General features: G+C 63.4%; 16 protein-coding genes and 1 pseudogene. 10 read left to right on the top strand and 7 right to left on the bottom strand.

The window, feature by feature from the left end:
* Positions 1 to 24: 24 nt before the first annotated feature.
* The 5 genes and pseudogenes from NKH70_RS32465 to NKH70_RS32445 all read right to left on the bottom strand — a co-directional run.
* Positions 25 to 191: pseudogene (locus NKH70_RS32465) on the bottom strand (IS481 family transposase); the annotation flags it as partial.
* 84 nt (positions 192 to 275) lie between these two features.
* A complete protein-coding gene (locus tag NKH70_RS32460; RefSeq protein ID WP_353027227.1) occupies positions 276 to 419 on the bottom strand; it encodes a hypothetical protein in 144 nt (47 codons plus the stop codon).
* Positions 420 to 459: 40 nt separating this feature from the next.
* The gene (locus NKH70_RS32455; RefSeq protein ID WP_353027226.1) at positions 460 to 2,016 is read right to left on the bottom strand and encodes a family 16 glycosylhydrolase; all 1,557 of its coding nucleotides are present in this window, start codon (positions 2,014 to 2,016) and stop codon (positions 460 to 462) included.
* A 1,033-nt stretch (positions 2,017 to 3,049) separates the two neighbouring features.
* Positions 3,050 to 4,054 carry a glycosyltransferase family 2 protein gene (locus tag NKH70_RS32450; RefSeq protein WP_353027225.1) on the bottom strand — a complete coding sequence of 335 codons (1,005 nt, stop codon included), beginning with the start codon at positions 4,052 to 4,054 and terminating at the stop codon, positions 3,050 to 3,052.
* Positions 4,051 to 5,295 (bottom strand): glycoside hydrolase 5 family protein, encoded by a 1,245-nt coding sequence (locus NKH70_RS32445; protein ID WP_353027224.1) that lies wholly within the window; start codon positions 5,293 to 5,295, stop codon positions 4,051 to 4,053. The genes NKH70_RS32450 and NKH70_RS32445 overlap by 4 nt, the downstream gene beginning before the upstream one ends.
* A gap of 134 nt (positions 5,296 to 5,429) precedes the next feature.
* On the opposite strand from NKH70_RS32445, the gene NKH70_RS32440 reads away from it, so the two are divergent.
* The 10 genes from NKH70_RS32440 to NKH70_RS32395 all read left to right on the top strand — a co-directional run bounded on the left by NKH70_RS32440 (position 5,430) and on the right by NKH70_RS32395 (position 18,486).
* Positions 5,430 to 6,683 (top strand): carboxylate--amine ligase, encoded by a 1,254-nt coding sequence (locus NKH70_RS32440; RefSeq protein ID WP_353027223.1) that lies wholly within the window; start codon positions 5,430 to 5,432, stop codon positions 6,681 to 6,683.
* Between the two features lie 19 nt (positions 6,684 to 6,702).
* On the top strand, positions 6,703 to 8,259 hold the full coding sequence (locus NKH70_RS32435; protein WP_353027222.1) for a glucosamine inositolphosphorylceramide transferase family protein: 1,557 nt from the start codon (positions 6,703 to 6,705) through the stop codon (positions 8,257 to 8,259).
* Positions 8,260 to 8,850: 591 nt separating this feature from the next.
* Complete coding sequence (locus tag NKH70_RS32430; protein WP_353027221.1) at positions 8,851 to 10,086, top strand: NAD(P)-binding domain-containing protein; 1,236 nt, start codon at positions 8,851 to 8,853, stop codon at positions 10,084 to 10,086.
* The gene (locus tag NKH70_RS32425) at positions 10,083 to 10,883 is read left to right on the top strand and encodes a glycosyltransferase family 2 protein (protein ID WP_353027220.1); all 801 of its coding nucleotides are present in this window, start codon (positions 10,083 to 10,085) and stop codon (positions 10,881 to 10,883) included. The genes NKH70_RS32430 and NKH70_RS32425 overlap by 4 nt, the downstream gene beginning before the upstream one ends.
* A 5-nt stretch (positions 10,884 to 10,888) precedes the next feature.
* Positions 10,889 to 12,034: a glycosyltransferase family 4 protein gene (locus NKH70_RS32420; RefSeq protein ID WP_353027219.1), complete on the top strand. Its 1,146-nt coding sequence runs from the start codon at positions 10,889 to 10,891 to the stop codon at positions 12,032 to 12,034.
* Positions 12,031 to 14,010, top strand: coding sequence for a putative glycosyltransferase family protein (locus tag NKH70_RS32415; protein WP_353027218.1), 1,980 nt, complete (start codon positions 12,031 to 12,033; stop codon positions 14,008 to 14,010). The genes NKH70_RS32420 and NKH70_RS32415 overlap by 4 nt, the downstream gene beginning before the upstream one ends.
* A 100-nt stretch (positions 14,011 to 14,110) precedes the next feature.
* Positions 14,111 to 14,752: a hypothetical protein gene (locus tag NKH70_RS32410; protein WP_353027217.1), complete on the top strand. Its 642-nt coding sequence runs from the start codon at positions 14,111 to 14,113 to the stop codon at positions 14,750 to 14,752.
* Between the two features lie 14 nt (positions 14,753 to 14,766).
* Positions 14,767 to 16,041 carry a glycosyltransferase family 4 protein gene (locus tag NKH70_RS32405; RefSeq protein ID WP_353027216.1) on the top strand — a complete coding sequence of 425 codons (1,275 nt, stop codon included), beginning with the start codon at positions 14,767 to 14,769 and terminating at the stop codon, positions 16,039 to 16,041.
* Positions 16,032 to 17,366: a lipopolysaccharide biosynthesis protein gene (locus NKH70_RS32400; protein WP_353027215.1), complete on the top strand. Its 1,335-nt coding sequence runs from the start codon at positions 16,032 to 16,034 to the stop codon at positions 17,364 to 17,366. Before NKH70_RS32405 ends, NKH70_RS32400 begins: the two co-directional genes overlap by 10 nt.
* 13 nt (positions 17,367 to 17,379) lie before the next feature.
* Complete coding sequence (locus NKH70_RS32395) at positions 17,380 to 18,486, top strand: acyltransferase family protein (protein ID WP_353027214.1); 1,107 nt, start codon at positions 17,380 to 17,382, stop codon at positions 18,484 to 18,486.
* Positions 18,487 to 18,501: 15 nt separating this feature from the next.
* On the opposite strand, the gene NKH70_RS32390 is transcribed toward NKH70_RS32395, so the two are convergent.
* Entirely contained in the window at positions 18,502 to 19,353 is an 852-nt protein-coding gene (locus NKH70_RS32390; RefSeq protein WP_353027213.1) for a class I SAM-dependent methyltransferase, read from the bottom strand.
* Positions 19,354 to 19,506: 153 nt separating this feature from the next.
* The gene (locus NKH70_RS32385; RefSeq protein ID WP_353027212.1) at positions 19,507 to 21,369 is read right to left on the bottom strand and encodes a polysaccharide biosynthesis/export family protein; all 1,863 of its coding nucleotides are present in this window, start codon (positions 21,367 to 21,369) and stop codon (positions 19,507 to 19,509) included.
* Positions 21,370 to 21,790 lie beyond the last annotated feature (421 nt).

The following is a 21,790-nucleotide window of genomic DNA, read 5'->3' as shown; positions in this document are numbered from 1 at the left end:
GATAGGATGCAATGTGGAGCGCGAGGCCTGTCTCGCGAGCCCCTTGAACCGCTCCACCCAACGCGCCACGATCTTGGCCGACACACCATAGGCCTGCGTCGCAAGGGCTTGGGAGAGACGTCCCTCGATGACTGAAAGACCAGTTCCTCTCGACGCCACGGCGTCAGACAGGTATTTTTGTGGATGTTCATTCGGACCCTCCGGTGAGGGCTGAAGCTTGGTAACTCCAGTCTCCTCGGTTCGGTCCGAATGGACAACCTACAGAAAGCTCACAACTAGAGAGCCTGTTCCATCCCGATGGCATCGGGATGGAACTCCATCTCTTTTGTTTGAGCATGATCTTCTCCGAAAACCGGCTCCCGTTTTTCGGTCGGGATCATGGCTTCGAGGTGCTGTTTATCCAGTCCTTGTTTGGCCACGGCAGCCCCTCGCGGGATGTTATTTCCCCGCGTAGGTCCTTCAGGTCACATAGAATGAGGCTGCGGTGAGCGAGAGATGTGGGGAAAGGGTGGCGAACTGTATTTGAGATGCGCCGCCGGCCCCGTCACTGTCGAAAGAGAGCGCCCCAGTTTCACTGTCGTAGATGATATGATCGGAACTGTCATGCGCGGCTGCACCAACAAAGAAAGCATTGGATGGAAGCCCTCCCGCCTGAAGCCCGGCAAAAACGGTATCGCTGAGATGGAACGTGTCCTGGGAGCGCTTGAAGTCGGTGATCGTATCGACATTGCCGGCTCCAAGAGCAGTATTGAACGAGAAGGCATCGTGGCCTCCGTAACCGGTCAAGACGTCGGCGCCGAGCCCGCCGTTGATGACATTGTTGCCGGCATTGCCCTGGATGGTCTGGGCGAACTCGTTGCCGGTGAGGGTCATTGCCTTGGTGCTTGACGGGTTATTGGTGGCGAGAAGCTCGATCTCCGAGCCGGCCGAAAGCGCATAGCTCACCGAGGCGAGCACACTGTCGTTGCCGCCGCCCACCGCTTCAACCACCTTCTCGTTGGCATTATCGACATAGTAGGTGTCGTTGCCGCCATAGCCGATCATCGTGTCGCCGCTGGTTCCGTGCAATACATCGGCGCCGCTGGTTCCGTATAAGGTGCCATCGCTGGTGCCGTCGGAAGGAGGGACAGTCCCGGTCCCAGACCCAGTCTCGGTCCCGGTCGAGCCAGTGGTTGGGGGAGTGACGTTCGCACCCGTGACGGTGTCGCCGCTGCCCGCCTTCTGATACAGCTGAACCCCATCGACCTGCATCTGCATCGACGAAGGGGTCGAGCTATCGAGAGCCGTGTGCCATCCGGCCGCGTTGGAATTCGCGACCCCATTGCTCATGATCAATTCCATCGGTTCATTCGGGATCTCGGCCTGTGCGCTGGTCACTTGCGCCATCTGTTTCCCGTCGAGATACCAGGTGATCGATTGACCGGGATCCCAGTTGATGCCGTATGTGTGGAAGCCGGCCGTGAGGTCGACGCCGCTGTCAACGACGCCACCGGCCACCCCTGACGGCCCGTGGAGGTGGTAGGAGAACGTTTGGTTTGCCGGTCCCGAACCGGTGAATCCACCCTCCTGCATATCAATCTCAAAATTGTCGCCGCTGCTGCCGGCGCCTTGGCCGGGCATCAGCCAGAGGCCTGGCCATGCGCCGTCGCCGCTCGGCGCCTTCATGCTGATCTGAAGATAGCCGCCATTGAATTCGAAGTTGCCATAGCTGCTGACGGCGCCGGACGTGACAGGGAATGTCTGTGCCGACCCCTGAGCCACGCCGTCGACGGGCTGTTTGATTGCCGTGAGATTCAACAGCCCGTTGCTCACCGTATCTTGGCTCGGCATATCGTATTCGGCATTAAACTGGTTGCCCATCCCACTTCCGCCCGATCCATTGCTGTTCCATGGCCAGCCGTTGGCGGCATTGCTGGTGAGGTAGGTATGCCAGTCGCTGTCGAGCGCCGTACCGGAGAAGTTTTCCTCGAAAACGAGGTCGCTAGAGGCGAAGCCTGCGGGTGCGGAAAGAGCCATTCAGTGATCCTTTTTTGGCGTTGAAAACAGGGAATTCCACTGCCGCGCATCGCCAGGCGCGCGACATATCGCATGCTCGCAGTTGGGCACTGCGAACGGATTTCAAAGCAGCGGAGATTTGGAAGTCGTCGCCACAGACATTCTTGTCGAGCGAGCTTAACGTTGAACTCGCCATCGAAGGTGAGTTGTGTCGACGGGAATGCTCATCAGGCGCTCCCCCGTGAAACCATGAACGGTGTCGCTGCCGACGCACGCAAGGTGTCCAACGGTTCGAGCCGCGGCCAGAATGAAGTCGAGCGCAGCTCTTCCGGCGGATGCACCGCCAAGCTTGCTGTTTAGCATGAGCACTGTAGATCCTTAGTTAATCGCGTTTTTTTTGTTCTTCATTCCACCCGCGCCCCTAAGTAAAACGCAGGCATTTCCGCTGTCCTGAGTTGTTCACACACCGTCCCTTCGTGAATTGATCATTCGAGGACGATGTACGGAACCCCAGCGACCTTACCGCCTTTTGCGGCGAGAATGAGGCTGGGCAAAAACTTATCAACACTTCTCATACAGGAGGTGCGGCTTGTCGAAATGGCGGAACGTGGCGCTAGGGTGTGAGGGCGCTTCGTCGCCGCGGGGCGGCCCCGCGGATTGTCAAATTTGAACTGCGCAACCGGTCGCCAAAGCTCCAGCTTGTGGCCGTCTGCTAACCGCCTGGCGTGCTCTTTCGCCGCGTCGTGGTCTGCGCAAGCATGGTCGACCCCACAAGCTGGCCGTGTTCGTCCAGAACGTAGACACGATAATGCGGCATCGCTTGTCCCGACCGGCGACGACATTCTAACGGTCAGCCTCGCTGTGGAACGCCGAAATTTGGTTCCCTATGGGTCACATGCGATGGGCCGTACGCCGGGTGAGGGTGCACGAAAATCGCCGGACGATGCGCTTTGGAGTGGCAGATTGACGCTCTCGGTATCGCCAGCGCCGGCGGTCAACAAGGCATCTGCGAGATTTTCCTGTCGGCCAAACCGTTTGCCTGCATCGGCGCCGGCTAGGCTCTCCAGCCTCGGACCCGTGATAGCAGATGCTGTGACAAGGCCTCGGCGGCCCCGCCGAGGCGCGTCGTGGCATAGGCGAACGCAGTAAGGGCAAAGCCAGCCATGATCGCCCCGGCCCGGCGGGCGGCGCCGACCTTGCCCCGCATGGCCGCCGTCAGGTCGCTCGCCACGGCGCGCGGCAGCACCTCCCGGACGTAGCGCCCTTCGGCTCCGAGGCCGTCTTTGGACCCTGCGAGTCCCCTCAACACTGCCTTGGCGGTGCCCTCGACGAGGCAGCGGTGGACGAAGTATTTCCACGTGGTGCGCTGGACCGGAACAGCGTGCAACACACGCGCCGCTGGCCGATACGCCCAATAGCCTCCAGGGTATAGGCGGGCGGCCCGGATGCAGAATTCCGTCTCCTCGCAGCTCTCAGCCTTACCGCCGATCCTTGCTCGGCCGCTGACGGAGAACCCGAGCTTGCGGCGCCCGAGATCCGGCGCGAAGCCACCGGCGCGCCGCAGCACGTCGGCGCGCACCGACATGTTGGCCCCGATCGGGTTGCGGATGCGCCCGTCCCGCACGTGCATGCCGGCGTAGGTGCAGCCCACCACCCAGTGGAACTCGGCGGGAAACCAGGAGGGCGGCGGCACTTGCCACAGCGGCTCAACCGGGCCGCCGGCGCCCAACACGGCTGGATCCCGATAAGCCTCCAACAGCTCCTCCAGCCAGTGCGGGTCGGCGACGGCGTCATCATCGAGGAAGGCGATCACCGGGGCCGTGCTGTATTCCGCCCCTGTCATGCGCCCGCCCGACAAGCCCGGTTGCCTGGCATTGGCGAGGACGGTCACGCCGGCAATCTCGCGCGCGGCGCGCTCTAGCAAGGCCTCGTTGTTGTCCACGACCACGACGATTTCACGCGGGGCAGGCGTTTGGGTGCGGACGGACCCGACCGCACGTTTCAACTCTTCCCAGCGGTCGAGAGTGTGCGCGCAGATCACGACGGAGGCTTCGGTCATGGGGCTTCCCGGACGGCTTCTGAGGCCCGGCGGGTCTCGCGGCTCTGCGCCGCCCGGGCCGTTGCGGCTTTGAGGATGTTCCAAATCACGCTTCCGTCATTGCGGATATCGAACTGGTCGTGTTCGTCGGCGGGATAGCGTCCGCTGTCCTGCCGCGACGCCAGCCGCCACACGATCCAGCCAGCGCACCTGGGATCGCGGGCGAGCGTATCGAGCCATATGGCGTAAGCATCGGCGGAGTTCTGATTAGAGCGGGCATAGCCGAATTCCTCCAGAAGGACCGGCTTATTGGCTCGGGCCGCCAGTTGGCAAAACTCGGTAATCTGGTCGTCAAATTGCTGGACTGTGAGGTTGTAGTAGAGCGGGTAGCCGTGCCAGGTCCCGAAATCGAGAGTTGGGATCGTCAAATCGGACAGCTTCTCGGAAACGTTGGCGTGCCCTGAGCTGACAAGGTGATTGGAATCGAGGGACTTCACGTAGGCCGACATTTCGGCAGTCCAGGCCAGCCGCAAAGCCTCTGGGCGTGCATTACCTTCGTTCATCAGCTCCCAGGCCATGATCGTTGGATCATCCCGGTAGGCAAGTCCGGTTAGCAGGTTGACGCGCTGTACGACGTGGCGGACCCAGGTCCTGTAATCCCGTTTCGTCCGCGGGTCATCGAAGAAAAACGTGGACTGGTCTTGGCTCCCATACCAGGCCCGCATCTGCTGGGCGCCACCCGTGTAGGCCCAGAAATCCAGGAAGGCGATGATGAGCCTGAGGCGTCGCTTGCCGGCTTCGGCGACGAGGAAATCAATCTTCTGCATGCCGTTCGCGCCGTCATTGATCGCCATCCCGTTCTCGCCAGGGTCCCAAGAGAGCAGGTACATTCCTCTCACCGCGAGATCGCTGGCATCGGCCTCAAGCCGCCAGTTCCAGATCGTAGCAGTGCTTCCGTCGAGCGATCCGATCACTGGCTGGAGGAAGATACGAACCACGTTGGCCCCTATGGCCACCGCGTCATCGAGAACGCGGATGACTTCGTCCTGCGACCCGAAAGTGACATAGTGGTTGTTCACGCCGGTCACAAAGAATGGCCTGCCGTCGACCGTAAACGCCGTGCCGGAAGTCCTGATGAAGGACGCTGGCGACAAGTTGTCCGCGGCGCTCACGGCTGCCGGAATAAACAGCAACGCGAACACCAGCACACGCAGTCCGGCGTTGCGCAGCCCGTTTTTCGCCCGTTGCCAGCCAATTATCATCGCTGCATGTCGCTCTCGCCGGGCGCCGAGTGCAATGGGCCCTAAGGATTACCCCCTCTGGCGGCCTCGCACAGTCCGGCGTCAATCGGGCATAGTGGTGCTTGGCCGATTGCGGTCGCTCGAGTATGGAACCCATGCTGCCAGACATCGCTCCCAACCAAGAGTTCGGCTCTTCGCACTGGCGAGTCCCCGCTGTGGTAATAGGTGGGGAGCTGAACGGGCTTGGCGTGTGCCGCAGCCTTGCCCTGGGCGGGATGCCCGTGTGGGTGGTCGACCGCAAGCGATCGAACCCGGCGCTGTGGTCGCGCTACGCCCACCCGGTCCTGGCAGACTCCCTGCATGGCCCTAGCTTCCTGGACTTCCTCCGCAAACTTCGGAGGCGGATCGGCGAGCGGCCCTTCCTGGTCATCACGGATGAGCTGGCACTTCTTACGATCTCGGAATACCGAAAAGAGCTGGAGGAGTTTTACCATTTCCGCCTCCCAACTCACGATACGGTTATTATGCTGCACGACAAAGCCAGGTTCCACGAGAGCGCCGGGGAGCATGGCTGGCCAGTGCCGAACGGCGTGGTCGTGCGGGATCTCGCGGGCGTTCGCAAGGTCACGTCGCTCCGCCTGCCAATGATCCTGAAACCTGCCGACAAGCGCCACTTCCACGAGGGGCATGCTCCCCGCCTGATCACCGCGGAGAGCTACGCTGATGCCCTCTCGGCCGCGGAGAAGCTGCTGGCTCAGGCCGGCGAGGTCCTGGTGCAGGAGACCATCGAGGGACCGGACGACAACATCTATTTCTGTCTGTTCTACCGGGGACGCAACGGCGAGACGCTCGGCATGTTCACCGGGCAAAAACTCGCCAGCACCCCGCCGGGCACCGGGAGCACGGCGTTCTGTACGGCCGCAGTAAACGAGGAGTTGGAACGCACCACGAAAGACCTCCTCGATCAGGTTAACTACTTCGGATTTGGCGGCATCGAGTACAAGCAGGATACCAGGAGCGGACGCTTTCTGATAATAGAGCCGACGGTCGGGCGCACGGACTGGCAGGAGGAGTTGGCGACGCTCGTCGGCGTCAATATCCCCCTGATAGCCTATCGGCACGAACTCGACCTGCAGCCATTGCCGGCCGGCCCGGGTGACGGTCGCGTGGTCTGGCAGGGCTCATGGATCGAGCGGATCCGCTTTGGCGCGAAGCCGATCCCGCCTCACTCTGTCGTGGTGGATGGCTTCTGGCGCCGGGACGATCCGCTGCCGGCCCTGGTGCATTATCCTTGCGACGTGGCGCGCGCTGTGGCTTTTTGTCTGCCTCCCTGGCTCGCGGGCTCGCGGCGGACAGCTGGCAAGGCGCCTCGCTCGAGGTGGTTCTCGTCAAAGCTGTCGTCTCCTTGAATCTGCCGTGAGAACAACAATGCGCATTTGTTTGAGTCTCGATCCGTCGCGGCCGCTGCGCTGGCATCTGTGGCTGGCGGAGGCGCTTGCTGAAGTGCCCGGCAACGATGTCTCCTGCGCTTTCGCGGCCGGCTGCCGCCCGCTGCCGTTGATCTTCCGTCTGCTGCTCGAACTCGAACGACTAGTCTATGGCTTAGGTGTCAACGGCGCCACCGACCCCGTCGAGGCGGCGCTGCGGTGCCTGCCGCCGCCTCCGGCCGACCAAGTGGACGTGGTGATCGATTTGAGCGGAGAGGAGCCCCTCCCGTCGGGACGGCGCGTGCTGACGCCGCTCTTCAACAGCGTACCCGGCGAGATCGGAGTCATGGCGGCCTTGGCGAACGATCAGGACCTTCTCGTCGACCTGCACGACACGGCTCGCCCGTCGCAGCCGTGGATGGCGCGTCCGGCCAATGTAGACCGTGAAGTGTTCGCAGCGAGCCTCGATAGCGTCCTCTCCTGCGCTGTGGCGCTGATCCTAAAAGCCTTGCGCGAGGAAACCGGTTCAGCTGCGTCCGGTGTCCCCGGCCCGCGCACGGCCGTGCCTTCACTCGGCGCGCTTTCGGTCCTTGCAAGAGCGACGCGCACAGTGACATCGAAGGCAATCAGGTTCTTGGACATCCTGGCGAGAGGCGGCATGAGGTGGGGGATTGGCTGGCGCTTCGACGAATCGGCGGGCCTGCTCGACAAAGGCGACGCAGCATTCCGGGTGCTTACCGGGGACACCGACAGCTACCTTGCCGATCCGTTCCCGTTCCGGCACCAGGGGCAGGATTTCATATTTGTCGAAAAGTACCTCTACTCGAAGAACCGGGGGTGCATTGCGGTCGTGGCAGCGGACCGGAACGGGACCGTCGGCGCACCCCAGATCGTCTTGGAGGAACCGCATCACCTCTCATACCCGTTCGTGTTCGAGCAGGACGGGCAGATCTGGATGATCCCCGAATCGGGGGCGGCCAGGAATGTCAGCCTCTACAGGGCAGTGGAATTCCCTTACCGGTGGACGCGGGAGGCCTGCCTCATCGAGGGGATCGAGGGCTACGATACCACGCCGCTCTGCCATGAGGGCGGCTTCTGGTTTTTCGTCAGCCCAAGGCTGTGGAGGTCCACGTCCTGGGATGTTCTCAGCCTCTACCGTGCCGAGAGCCTGACCGGGTCCTGGACGCCCCACGCCGCAAACCCCGTCCTGCTCGATGCCACGCTCAGCCGCCCCGCAGGCGCCGTCATCCAACACGGCGGACGGATGCTACGCCCGGTCCAAGACTGCTCGCGCGGCTATGGCGGCGCGGTGACGTTCTGCCGGATCGATGCGCTCGGCGAGTCGGAATTTGCCCAGACACCGGTCGGTCGCATTCGGTCCGGAGCCTTCGGGTGCCACACCTATAACCGGCGGTCCGGCCTGGAGGTGATCGACTTGTTCGGTCATATCGGGGGTCTGCGAGAGGTCACGACCTCGTATCGGTTGCTTGTATCCGATGCGCCGGTCTCGGGACCGCATGGGCAGCCCCTCTCCTGGCCGGTCTCGCGTCCGGTTTAGCTACCCTTAGCCAGCTGGTCTAGCGAAAGGTACCCTCCTGCCAAGGGCGCGCGCGCTCGACCCTTTTCGGGCACAGAACAAGTGGTAGCTCGGAAATCACCGCCGAGCGAAGGAGCGAGCCCACCTGCACGTCGCAGATTCTGGCCGGTGGCCACGTCGGCGTTGCGCTGGGCGTTCATTTCATCGCGCCGGTGATCTTCGCTGCCTTGTGCACCACTCACTCGGTAGAAATTGTCGCTTGTGAGCTAAGTGCCGGCCGCGGGTCGATGAATGTCCTCGCTGGCGTTGAAGGTGGCCCCAGAGGTCCAAACGGGTTTGGCAACGCAGCCAACACAGCTGCTGAAGGTGATCGGTGCCGCTGCCGTACTATCCGCGCTGGTGCTACGGGCTGGAAATAACCTGACGGGGATACCCCCAAAGAGCTAATCATCTATTGGTTTTCTCTAGCCATCTATCGTTCTTCCATTTCAGATATGCATCAGTAATGCTCGCCTAACTAAAGATGAAGAGGCCCTGTAAGTCTCAATCTTATTTCATATCATCTTGATTTCATTTCCGGGGAGTCTGCACATGGCTAGATTAAGCACATCCGTGGATGTGGCGGTCATTGGAGCTGGCCCCTACGGTCTGTCGCTGGCCGCGCATTTACGTGCGCGAGATGTCGAGCACCGGATTTTCGGGGAGCTCATGGGGTCATGGAAGCACAACATGCCTCCTGGTATGCTGCTCAAGTCCTACCCCTGGGCGTCGAGCCTGTCGGATCCGCGGTCAGAATTCGCCCTGAAGACGTTCTGCGCCGAACGCGCCCTGGCCTATCATGACGAGCTGCTTCCGCTCTCGCTCGGCCGGTTTATCGAGTACGGCGAAGCCTTTCAGAGGCGTTACGTCCCTGCGGTTGAGCGCAAGACTTTGGTGGCGCTGGAGCCCGGCGCCGGCTGCTTTCACGCCACTTTCGATGACGGCGAGATAGTTCATGCGCGCCGCGTGGTCGTAGCCGTCGGCCTACATCCGTTCAAACGCTTGCCGCACCAGGCCGTGCATCTGCCCGCCGATCTATGCTCGCACAGCGGTGAGTATGGCTCTCTGCAGCCGCTGGATGGCAAGGAAATCATCGTGGTTGGATCCGGATCATCGGCGTCCGATCTGGCGGCGCTGCTCTACGAACGCGGGGTCTCGGTTTCGCTCGTTGTGCGCCGACCGCAGCTGGATTTTGCCGGCTACCCTCACCCCCGAACCCGATTCGAGCGCATTACCGCTCCGATGAACGGCATCGGCCACGGCTGGACCTTGGCGACCTGCGCCAAATTTCCGCAATTGATCCGGCTTCTGTCGAAGGATCTGCGAGTCCGACTCGCCAACATCAGGGCGCTGGGCCCCCTTGGCGGCGCTTTCATGAAGGACCGGGTTATCGGGAGAGTGCCTGTGTGGCTCGGTCGCACCCTTCAGAGCATCGAGACACGCGACGGCAAGGTGCTACTCGCTTTGAGGGACGCCAGCGGCGCGGGGCATTCGATGCGGGCCGACCACGTCATCTTCGCCACCGGGTACAAGATTGATGTGGGCCGGCTAGGTTTCCTGAACCCAACGCTGTTGCGCCAGATCCGCTTGGTTGAGGGCGCGCCGCAGCTATCAGCCCATTACGAGACGTCGGTGCCTGGCTTGCATTTCATCGGTCCCGCCGCCGCGAACAGCTTCGGCCCGGTGTGTCGGTTCGTATACGGGACCTATCACCCGGCCCGTCATCTCGCCCGACACCTATCGGCAGTCCTGGCGCGCTTCCAGCCCGCTCCCCGGGTGCCATCGCTCGACCTTGAGGCGCTGCCATGAATGCGCCTGTCTCCAGCATTCTCGCCCGGGTCGGCGCCGTATTGCCGCCTGACCCAATCAATGTCGCGCTGCGGCGCTCGCTGACTCTACCCCGAGTCAGCTTCATCATCCCGACGCTCAATGAAGCCGACAACCTCCCTTGGCTTCTGCCGCGCATCCCCAACTGGGCGCATGAGGTCATCATCGTGGACGGTCGTTCGACCGACGAGACGGTCGCGGTCGCGCGCCGCCTGCGCGAGGACGTGAAGATTGTCATGGAGCCGCGGCGGGGCAAGGGCGCCGCACTGCAAGCGGGATTTCAGGCGGCCACAGGCGACATCATCGTCATGCTGGATGCTGACGGCTCGATGGTCCCGGAGGAGGCGATCGTCTTTGTCAGTGCGTTGATGGCCGGCGCGGATCTCGTCAAGGGTTCACGCTTCATCCAGGGCGCCGGCACCGACGACATGTCGCTGTTCCGGATGTTCGGCAACAGGGGGCTGACCCTGTTCGTGCGGCTGCTCTATGGCGGTTGGTTCTCCGATCTATGCTACGGATACATAGCCTTCTGGACCAGGCACGTCGCCACGCTGGACTGCGACTGCGATGGGTTCGAGATCGAGACCCTCATCAACGTGCGGGCGTTGAAGAACCACCTCAATATCGTCGAGGTGGCGAGTTTCGAGGCTTCGCGCATCAGCGGTGTGAGCCATCTGCGCGCCATCCCGGACGGCTGGCGCGTCCTGAAAACCATCCTGCGCGAGAGGGTGCACCAACAGCGCAGGCGGAGCGCGACAGCCTGTGATGTCGTTGGATAAGCCCGATGCGAATCCTGATGGTTGCCGCTCGCTGCTACCCCTTCATGGGCGGCATCGAAACTCACATCCAGGAGGTCGGTCCTCGCTTGGCGGCGCGCGGCCACGTCGTCGACGTGCTCACCACCGATCCCTCGGGGGAGTTGCCGGTCGAGGAGGAGGTGCGCGGCATGCGCGTGCAGCGCGTGCCGGCCTGGCCGAGGGGACGGGACATCTATGTTGCGCCCGGCGTTTATAGCGCGATCCGGCGCGGGGCTTGGGATCTGATCCATTTCCAAGGTTACAACACGTTCGTGGCGCCGATCGGGCTGCTCGCAGCCGTCCGCGAGGACCTGCCGTTCATCCTGACCTTTCACAGCGGCGGGCATTCCTCCCGGCTGCGCAAGGCCGTGCGCGGCACCCAGCACGCGCTGCTTCGACCGCTGGTGGCCCGGGCCGCGCGGCTGATCGGCGTTTCCGAATTCGAGGCCAACTTCTTCAGCGCCAGGATGCGCGTGCCGCGCGAACGGTTTGTCGTCATCCCGAACGGCGCCGCGATGCCGGCTCCGAGCCCCGGCATCAAGGTCGATCCGCACCTGATCGTCTCGGGCGGCAGGCTGGAGCGCTACAAGGGCCATCACCGGGCGATCGCGGCCTTGCCCGAACTGATCCGCCGGGTGCCAGACGCGCGACTGCACATCGTCGGAACAGGCCCGTACGAGGGAGAATTGCGGCGCCTCGTCGCGACACTCGGCCTCGAGAAGCGGGTCACTATCGCCAGCATCCCTGGATCCGATCGGCAGAAAATGGCTGACCTCCTGGCGAGCGCCGCGCTATTCGTGCTGTTCAGCGAATACGAAGCCCATCCGATCGCCGTGATGGAAGCCCTGTCGCTGCGCCGTCCGGTCCTCGTCAGCGACACGTCCGGTCTGGGGGAGCTGGCCGCCAATGGCCTGTGCCGGGCGATTCCGCGCAACGCCGGTCCTGGAGAGCTGGCCGTCGCCATGGCCGAAGAACTGGAGGCCAATCGGGAGGTCCCGGATTTGGCGCTGCCGGACTGGGATGTCTGCGCGCAAGCGCTGAGCGACGTTTATTGTGATGTCCTGAGGAGCCGATCCACGGTCCGCTTGTCCCCCGGCGGCGTGACGTCGTGGCCTCCTGCGACAAGGGCATGACGCTGATGATGCCGGCTCATTTGACCGCGGGAACCAGGATCAATCCGCTCCAAGCCGGGATACGATTCGTCTCGGCCGTTATCGGTCCCGACCTTCGCGGCGACAGCGCCGATCCCCCGCCGCAACGGGCCAATTCCGGATGGATCGCGGTTCTGTGCCTGACCGTCTCCACGGCTCTGCTCCTGGTCGTGGCCGGGCACGCGGCCGGGCGCCGGGGCTATGACGTGGCGCCGCTGTTCTTCTGGTCCGGTGTCGTCCTCCTGGTCGTCCCAACCAGCCTTCGCATAGCTTGGCCGATGGTAGCTCGGGGTGAGCGCCTCTTCCTCCTGTTTCTGCTCGCCGAAGCCCTGTTCTATTACAAGGCAGTCTATTCCCCGACGAACTTCATCAATCACGACGAGTTCTTACACTGGATCGCATCCGACGATCTCATGACGGCCCACCGGCTATTTCTGTCCAACCCGCTTCTCCCGATCGGGCCAGCGTATCCCGCCCTGGAAATTCTGACGACGGCGATCGTCAATCTGACCGGATTGCCATTGTTTGTGGCCGGGACTCTATTGTTGGCCGTCCTCAGGGGCACGTTCATCGGTGCTCTGTTTCTATTCTTCGAAAGCATCGCCGGATCGCCGCGCATCTCGGCCATCGCCTGTCTGGTCTATATGGGCTGCTCAACCTACGTGCTGTTCGAGTCGATGTTCTCCTACGAGAGCCTCGGCATTGTGCTGTGCGTGCTCACCTTCGCGGTCGAAGCAGCGTCCAAGGATCTCGTCGGGCGACCGAGGCTGAAGGCGCTCGGGCTGATTGCCTTGCTGTTGGCGAGCCTTGCGGTCACGCACCACCTCTCGGCCGCCGTCACCGCGATGTACTTCGGAGCGCTGGCGGCACTCGAGGCTTTGCGCCGGCACGGCCCTTCGCAGATTAAGACTAGGACCGCCGCAGGCTTCGTGGCGATCCTGGCCATAGCCCTGCCGCTCCTTTGGATGCAGGCCCGTGGCAACCCTCTCGCAGGCTATCTCGGCCCTGTGGTCGAAACCGGCTTCAAGACGTTGCTCGGAAAAATCATGGGCGCCGCCACCCCACGATCGGAGCACCTCGGAGCCCCGACCCAGCCTCTAGGCATGCGGCTGACTACCTTGCTCGCGATCCTGCTGTTGGCACTCGGGCTGGCGACCGGATTCTTTCGATCGCTGGCCATGGCGGCGCCGAGTGGTGCGCGGGCAGGTTGGCGTTCGATCCAGGACATCCTCAAGGGCCGCTGGCGCGACAGCCGCATAATGCTCCTCACCTTGTTGGCCTTCGGGTTTCCGGTCTCGGTGGCCTTCCGGATGACCATCGCCGGATGGGAAATCGGCAACCGCATGGGAACGTTCGTGTTCATCGCCGTCGGGCTGGTCGTCGCGGTAAGCATTGTCCACTTCTGGCAGGGTTGCACGCCACGCAGGTGGCGCCGCGTCGCACCGGCCGTTGCTCTGGCGGTCATCGTCCTGGGCGGCGTCACGAGCGCTGCGCTCGAACCGTTGCGTGGACCCTACAGGGTGGCGGCCGACCAGCAATCGATCGAATCCATGGGGATCGAAACCGCGCTGTGGACCAAGGAACGGCTCAAGGCCGGCAATCGCTTCACCGCCGACCGCATCAATCGTCTGCTGCTCGCCGGCTACGGGCGGCAGGATGCCAGGGTCAACATCGTCGAAGGCATCGATGCCGCGCGCATTTTCGAGACCAAGGAATTGGGGCCCGACGAGCTTTACGCCCTGGCCAGGAGCGATATCGATTTCCTGCTGGTGGATCTGCGCCTGTCCACAGGCCCCCCGGTGCTCGGCTTCTACTTCGAGCCGTGGCAAGCGCAGGAGGGAACTCCGCTCTCGGGCGCAGAGCTGCTCAAGTTCAATGACATCAAGGGCGTCACCCGCATCTACGACAACGGCTGGATCGTCATCTACGACGTGAGGGGATTACATGGGAATTCCTAGCAACCGGGACCTTCCGGCCGCCTGCCTGTGGGCAGGGGCCACGGTGGCGGCCGTTGCGGTCAGCGACAGCTTGCTCCTCCGTACCCTCCTGGGCGCGCCCATGGTGTTCCTCGTCTCGGGCCACGCGGTGCTGCGGGCCCTTGGCATGAGGACCACCTCCGTGTCGGAACACCTCGTCTACGCGGTCGGAGCAAGCCTGGCTGCCGGTATCGCCGGGGGCTTTGCCCTGAACGCCGCAGGCTTCCTCACACCGCTCGGCTGGGCGGTGTGGTTCTGGGCTGTGACGGCCGCCGCGGCGCTGGTGGCCGTCCGCCGCGACGCCCCCGATCGGCCACCCTGGCCGGCTCCGCCGCGGCTCCGGCTCTGGCAGGGGGCCGCACTGATCCTAGCGGTGCTGGTGGCGACCGGAGCTTATGCGCTGGCCGTCCGGGACGAAGCGACCTACCGGCAATTCAAATACACCGAGTTCTGGATGTTGCCATCGCCCAATGGCGAGCCCGGCAAACTTACCGTCGGCATCAGAAACGCCGAGACCCAAGCTGAGCGATTCGATCTGGAAATCACCCTCGACGGGCAAACGTTCGCCATCTTCCGATCGCTCACCGTCGCGCCGGGCGACACCTGGGTGCGGGAAATCCCGGTGCCCGTCTTGGCAACTCGCCAGACGGCCGAGGCGCGACTCTATCGGCCGGACAATGACCTACTCTATCGCAGCGTTTCGACACTGGTGCCACCCATCTGAAACGAGGCTCGACCATGCGCATCCTGCTGCTGTCGCAGTTCTATCCCCCGGTATTGGGGGGAGAGGAGCGGCACGTCCGCAATCTCGGCGCGGCGTTGGCGCAGCGGGGCCATCATGTGAGCGTTGGTACCTTGATGCATCCCGGATCGCCCGAAACCGAGCTGGACGGCGCGGTCCGCGTGCATCGCCTGCGCGGCACGCTCCAGCGTCTGTCAGGCCTCCACACCGATCCCGAGCGCCACCATGCACCGCCCTTCCCAGATCCCGAACTGGTGCTAGCCCTGAAGCGGCTGGTCGCCCAGGAGAGGCCGGACATCGTCCATGCCCATAACTGGATCTACGCGTCCTTCCTGCCGCTCAAAGTTCTGAGTGGGGCACGCCTCGTGGTAACGCTCCACGACTACGGCCTTGTCTGCGCCAAGAAAAACTTCATGCACTTGGGCACCCATCTTTGCTATGGCCCCGCGCCGGCCAAGTGCCTATCCTGCGCCACAGGGCATTACGGGGCCGTGAAGGCAGCAGCGACCACGTTGGGCAACTGGGCGTCGAGCTTCGCCGCTCGGCGCGTGGTGGACCGCTTCATCGCGGTGAGCCACGCGGTGGCGCATCACACCGGACTCGCCCTAGGCCGCGCCCCCTATGAGGTCATCCCCAACTTCGTGCCCGACGATGTCGGGGTGCTTGGCCCCGAAGATCCCTGCCTGCGGGAGCTACCCGGGGATGGATTCATCCTGTTCGTCGGCGACATGATGCGCCTCAAGGGCATTGACGTCCTTCTGCACGCCTATGCCGGCTTGAAGCGGGCGCCGCAATTGGTCCTGATCGGGCGCCGGCTCGCCGATACGCCAACCGAGTTTCCGCCGAACGTCCGCGTGTTCAATACGTGGCCGCATTCCGCCATCATGCATGCATGGCGGCACTCCCTGTTCGGCGTGCTGCCATCGGTCGGACCCGAGGCCTGCGCGACGGTCATCATGGAAGCGATGGCGTCCGGCAAGGCAGTCGTCGCAACCGACGTCGGCGGCATGCCGGATCTCGTCGATCATGGCGAAACAGGCCTGCTCGTGCCGCCCGGTGACGCGCATGCCCTGGCCCACGCGATGCAAACACTTCTGGACGACCGCGCCCTGCTGGCCCGCCTGGAGGCGACAAGCCTCGCCAGGGTGGGGCGCCTCAGGGCCGGAGCGGTTGTGACCCGGATCGAGCAGGTCTACCGGGATGTCCTGCGCCCAGCTGCCAGCAGGTCCGCGGTGCCGGCGCCGCCTCGGGAAGAGCCCTCATGCCGGTAGATCTCGCCGAGACTGCCCTTATTCGCGTGCGCCGGGCGCTTCAAAAGAGCGCCACGCTCGTCACGAATTCCGGCGCTCTGGCGATCGGAACGATCGCAGCGGCCGGTCTTGGGTTTGTCTATTGGTGGCTCGCCGCCCGGCTGTTTCCGCCGGAGGTGATCGGCAAGGCCTCCGCCCTCCTGTCCGTGATGGGGCTCGTCGGTCTGTTGGGGGAGGCCGGGCTCGGGACCCTGTTGATGGGCGAAATCGTTCAGCACCCCGGCAAGGAGCGCGGCCTCGTGGCCGCGGCCGCGTGCGTCGGGGTGGCACTGGCGGTTGGCTTTGCCTTGTTGTTTGTCTTCGGGGAGGGGTATCTCAACAGCTCGACCGGGCCGATCGACGGTTGGGTCGAGGGCGTTGCGTTCGTTCTCGGCTGCTGCCTGACCGTTTTCAGCGCGGTGGCCGATCAAGCGCTTGTCGGCAACTTGCGCAGCACCGGCAGGATGACCCGGCAAATGCTGTTCTCCACGTTCAAGCTGATGCTGATCGGCGCCGCAGCAGCCGCTGGCTACGCCTCCAATGCCGCGATTCTTCTTACTTGGGTGGCCGGCATCCTGGCGTCCTGGATCGGCGTCGATCTGTTGACCCGGGGCGGCGCGCGTCACCTCGTTGGGTTCCCCGATTTCCAGCTGCTGCATACGCTGCGACGCAAGGTGTTCGACCACTACACGCTCGATGTGGCCTTGCAGACCCCGGGCGTCATCATGCCGTACCTTGTGCTGATTGTGCTGTCGCCGGCCATCAATGCCGCCTTCATATCGTTGTGGATGCTGGTATCGATAGCATCGCTCGTTCCCGCAGCCATGGCTACGGTCCTGTTTCCCGTGGTCAGAGCAAGCCCGAAACAATCCAAGCACAACTTCCTTTTGTCGCTCATGGCATCATTGCTCTTCTCAGTGGTCTGCGCCGCCTTCGTCTTCACCTATTCTGAGGAGATCCTTGCGGTCTTCAATCCGGCCTATCATGAAATCGCTGGTTCGAGCCTGCGCTTTCTCGGCTTTAGCCTGCTGGGCTTAACGCTCAAATTTCATGCCTGCACGCTGGCGCGGCTGAGCGGTAAGATGCGCAAGGCATCTCGCTGGTTCGCCCTTGGCGGATTAATGGAACTGTGCTTCGCGGTCGCGGGGGCGAAGCTTGATGGACTTCAAGGCCTGGTCCTAGGCTGGACGCTCGCCATCAGCATCGAGGGTGCGTGTGCGGCCCTGATTTTGGCCTTCGCGATGAAACTGGGGTCTGCCGCCGGCCCGGCGCACGACCGACCGACCGCATCGCCGCTCCAGACTTGAGGAGACACCAATCATGGCGCAGGGTTATCGACCGCAATTGGATGGCCTGCGGGCCATCGCGATCGGACTCGTCGGCGTGGAGCACTTCGGCGGGCCGTGGGTCAGAACGCACTTCCCCATCGGGGCGGGAGCGCTGGGGGTCCAACTGTTCTTCGTCCTGAGTGGCTTCCTGATCACGCGCAACTTGCTGTTCAGACTGGAGCAAGCCCCTGCTGGCGAAGTCATCCGCAGGTTCTATCTCGGCCGCGCGGTTCGGCTGATGCCGGCCTACTATTTGACCCTGCTGGTCCTGTTCGTGCTGGGCGTGCCCGAGGTTCACGACTTCATTGTCTGGCATCTCACCTACACGAGCAATTACCTCGCGGCGACCGGAGGCCCACTCCTGGTGTTTTGGTCCCTCGCCGTGGAGGAGCAATTCTACCTGTTGCTGCCCATGCTGGTTCTGCTGTCCGGGCGCCATGCCGTGCGAGTGGGGGTATTCCTGATCGGCACCGGCTTCCTGTTGCGCACGTTGGTTCTGGCCACCCCGATCGACCGGTTTGCCTTCGAGCTCTCGATCTTCGGCAAATTCGAGATCCTGGGGTTTGGTGTCCTCATCGGTGCGTTATCCTATGCCGCGTCGAGGGAAGGGCGTCGTCTCCGAGCCGGTCTGGGCTGGTGGTGGGTCGGCCTGGCATGCCTCGCGTTCCAGTGCGTCGCGTGGTACCTCGCGGGCGACGGCATCCTGCGGCACCTCACTTTCAATCTGACGGTCGGGATCTTTTTCGCATGGTTGGTGGTGGTGGCCGATGCCGGCCTGCCTGGCCTGCTAGCGTGGTTCAGCGGGTTCGCGTTCGTCCGCTTCATTGGCAAGATCAGCTACGGCATCTATCTCACACACGCGTTCTTCCCGAGGATCTTCGAGTCGAGCGCCGTGATCGAGCGCATGGGATCCGTCCCGGTCTGGGCTCAGGGCATCTGCGTCCTGGTCCTGAGCGTCGCGGTTCCAGCGACCTCGTGGTACCTGATGGAGTCACCGCTACTCAAGCTCAAGGAACGCCTGTTGGACGGGGGTCCCGCCCTGGTGCGAGTGAGGTCGAAGGACAAGGCCCTAAAGGTCCCGGCCGCGCCCGCACCCTGAAAAAGTCCGGCGCTGTTATTTGGTGGCGACTGCCGTGATTCCCATCAGGACGCCGGCCCATTGATTGCGCCGCAACCGAGCTGGAAGCCATTGCAGAGCCCGTTCGATGCCGTGCAGGAGCCGGTAGGGCGGCGTGGCGAGCCAATATCCGGCGACCACCAACGGGAACTCGATCCGGCAAAAGCCCGCCTGGAGCATCAGGGTGCGCAGTGAACGGTAGTCGTATTCCCGCATGTGCATGCCCGTCGCCACCTCGTCGAAAAACACCGACACATCGTGCGGCCCCGTGACACTGCTCGGGGTCGTGCACACATAGTGCCCGCCGGGCCTTAGCACCCGGTGGATCTCCCGGAGCTGGGCCTCGGCGTCCTCCACGTGCAGATGCTCCATGAGCTGGTCCGAATGCGCCAGATCGACGGAGCTGTCCGCGAGTGGGATATCGACCCCGTCGGTCTTCAGGAAGCGGAAATTGGTCGGAGCGGCCGCGAAATCCACCAAGGCGTCCGTGACATCGAGGCCCAGCACCTCACGAGTGGTCGCGGATAGCGCGAAGGGCAGGGAGGAGTCACCGCAGCCGATCTCAAGGTACACGTCGCCGCGCCCCATTAGAGGCTTGAGGGCCCTGACCTGTTTCGCGACCCGGTTCGGGCGCGAGCCGACGGCGGCTTTTTGCGGATGGTCCGGCAGGCTGTTGAACAATTCCGAATACACCGCGGCATAGAGTCGAAAGCGCTCGTCGCGGGAGGCGGCCCGCAGCCGATCCGCGAGCCGGCGTTCCAGTTCGTAGTGCGCGATCAGGCGCTCAGGCTGCCGTGTATCCTTCCAGCGCCGCTGGATCGCAACATAGTCAGGCTTCAGCTTTGTCAACACGTGCCCCCATTCGAGTTGGCCGCTTCTTGGGGCCGAGTCCGATGAGATCATGGCGACCGGCTGGCGAGGTCGCAGCTGAGCGGCCCAGCGCAAGGGCCCTCCCGTGCAGAACAATCACCCTTGCTGTGGGCATCAATTCAGACCGATCCTCTACTCCCTCACCACGCGGGAGGGTTCGACATCGTTGGAGTTGGACGCGGCCGGCAAGCTCTCGCCGGTCGGCGACGAAGTCGGGACCGGTGAACCGGCCGGCTCTCTTGGCTCGCTCTCGTCCACGATGATGTTGACGAGGTCGCCTGGCTGCAACAGGGTCATCCCGCCGGACCCGATGCTGACCGGCCCGGCTGCCGATTGCCGCACGATTCGATAGGTTAGCCTGTTTGCGTCCTTCGCAAACTGGGCGCGAGTCACCGGCAACGTGTACAGGACGCCTTCGCTGGCGTTCAACTCGCGCACATTGGCCGCGATCTGGTTCTCCATGGTCTCAATCTCGACCTCCAGATCGTTCCTGAGATCGGCCCGGGTCTGCAACGCCTCAGACTCCAGCGAAGCGAGGCGCTGCTTGGCCGTCGCGTACTGGTTCAGGGCGTCCCTCCGACGCTGTTCCGCGTCGGACAACTCGCTCTGGACCTGATTCATCACCGTCATGCTGAGAACTTTGCGGTCCACGAGCGTGCGCATGCTTTTGACGCGCTCCTCGCGCAGCTTGACGAGTTCGTCGAGCGACTCCATGCGCCCATACGCGACAACATCCTGCTTGGCCCCCTCCAGCGCACTCAGGGTCGCGCGCTCGCGATATTTGCGGGCCATGGCGACGGCCTTGCGCCGGTCGCTCTGCTCGTTGACGAGGTTAGCGGCTTCGGTCGCGCCGGCCAGCTCCAGCAACTGGGGCGGGATCTCGGGCGCCATACCGTCGCGCTCGGCCTTCAGCACCGCCGCGCGCGCGAGCAACTTCAACATGGCATCGATCGCCCCGCTACGCTTCTGGGTTTCACGCACGGCTTCGATCTTCTGCCATGGCTCGCTCTGGCCCCGGTCGAGTCCGCCGGCCAGCGCGATGGCGTGCAGGATCGTCAGGCCGGGTGCGTACTTGAACGAGCCTGGATTTTTGACCGGCCCTAGTACGTAAATAGGCGAGCGCTCCAGCGGCAGGATGTTGACCAGCCCCTTGTGGCCTAGCAGTTGCTCGAACGTTTCCATCAGGTCGGCTTGTACCTGTAGCGTCGACCGGTTGGCGACCGGAATGGAGCCGAGCAAGGGCAGGGAAATCGTGCCGTCCTCTTGGACAGTATATTCGCCGCTCAATTCCGGACGCTGCAGGAGGCCGCGCAGGGCCGAGGCCGAGGACGCTCCCCCCCACTTGTCTTCCTCGACGTCGACGCGCTCGTAGAACGCGATCTTGAGGCGGTCGCCGACGCCGAACAGGGCTCCGGCTGCCATGCCTGGCGCCTTGCTGACGTTTTTGGGGCGCTCGGCACTGGTGGGGACGGCAGGGACGACAGTCCGCTCGACCAATGCCGCGGCCGATGCATCCGGTCCCGTGCTGAGGGTTTTGGGGGGCTCGGCACCAGTGGGGACCGCAGGGACTGCGCTCCGTTCGACCGGCGCCACCGCCGACGCATCCCGTCCCGACACGATTGCGCGGGAGGGTTCGGCCGTGGCGTGGACCGGTTGTTCTTGCCAGCTATCGATAGCAGCAGACGCCTTCTGCACCACGGCTCCGGAGACATCCTCCAGTTTCTGCGCCGCGGCTCCCGAGACATCCTCGAGCCTCTGCGCCACGGCTCCGGAGACATCCTCGACCTTCTGCATCACGGCTCCGGAGACATCCTCGACCTTCTGCAGCACGGATTCGGAGACATCCTCGACCTTCTGCACCATGGGGCCGGAGACATCCTCGACCTTCTGCATCACGGCTCTGGAGACATCCTCCGTGGCGCCCAAGTTTCTGATCGCGACCCCTCCCAGGGCGGCGACCCCGAAGAGCCCGAAGACAAGCAGGACGGCCTTCATCCCCCTGCGGCGGGTCGCCTGTGGCGAGGGAGTGACTGGCCCAGAATTGTATTCTGCATCCATGGCCATGGCGCGTGGCTTTCACTTTCAATGGTGGCCAGCCTGTCCCGAACTGGCGAGCATCGGTCGACGAGGAAGGCTCTGCCTTATCGTGACCCTTCACCGCCAGCGGCACAACTATCCCTTTGTAGGCACTCCTTCCGGATAAACACCCCTTGGGCGAACTCGTCCAATAAGCAGATTGCTGCGCTGAAGGAGAACCTCTGCGCTGAAGGAGGACCTCTCTGATGGCAAACGGGACAAAGGCGATCGAACGCAACGAAGAGCGGAAATACTGTAAGCGCTATTTTCGCTGCACGTTGACGCGAGCGCTTTCGACGGATGGCCTTCGAATCGGGAACGGTATCTGGTCTGATCAGGC

This window comes from Mesorhizobium sp. M0991, assembly GCF_040318915.1.
In the GTDB taxonomy this organism is placed as follows: Bacteria; Pseudomonadota; Alphaproteobacteria; order Rhizobiales; family Rhizobiaceae; genus Mesorhizobium.
This window is presented reverse-complemented; position numbering and strand designations above follow the sequence as displayed.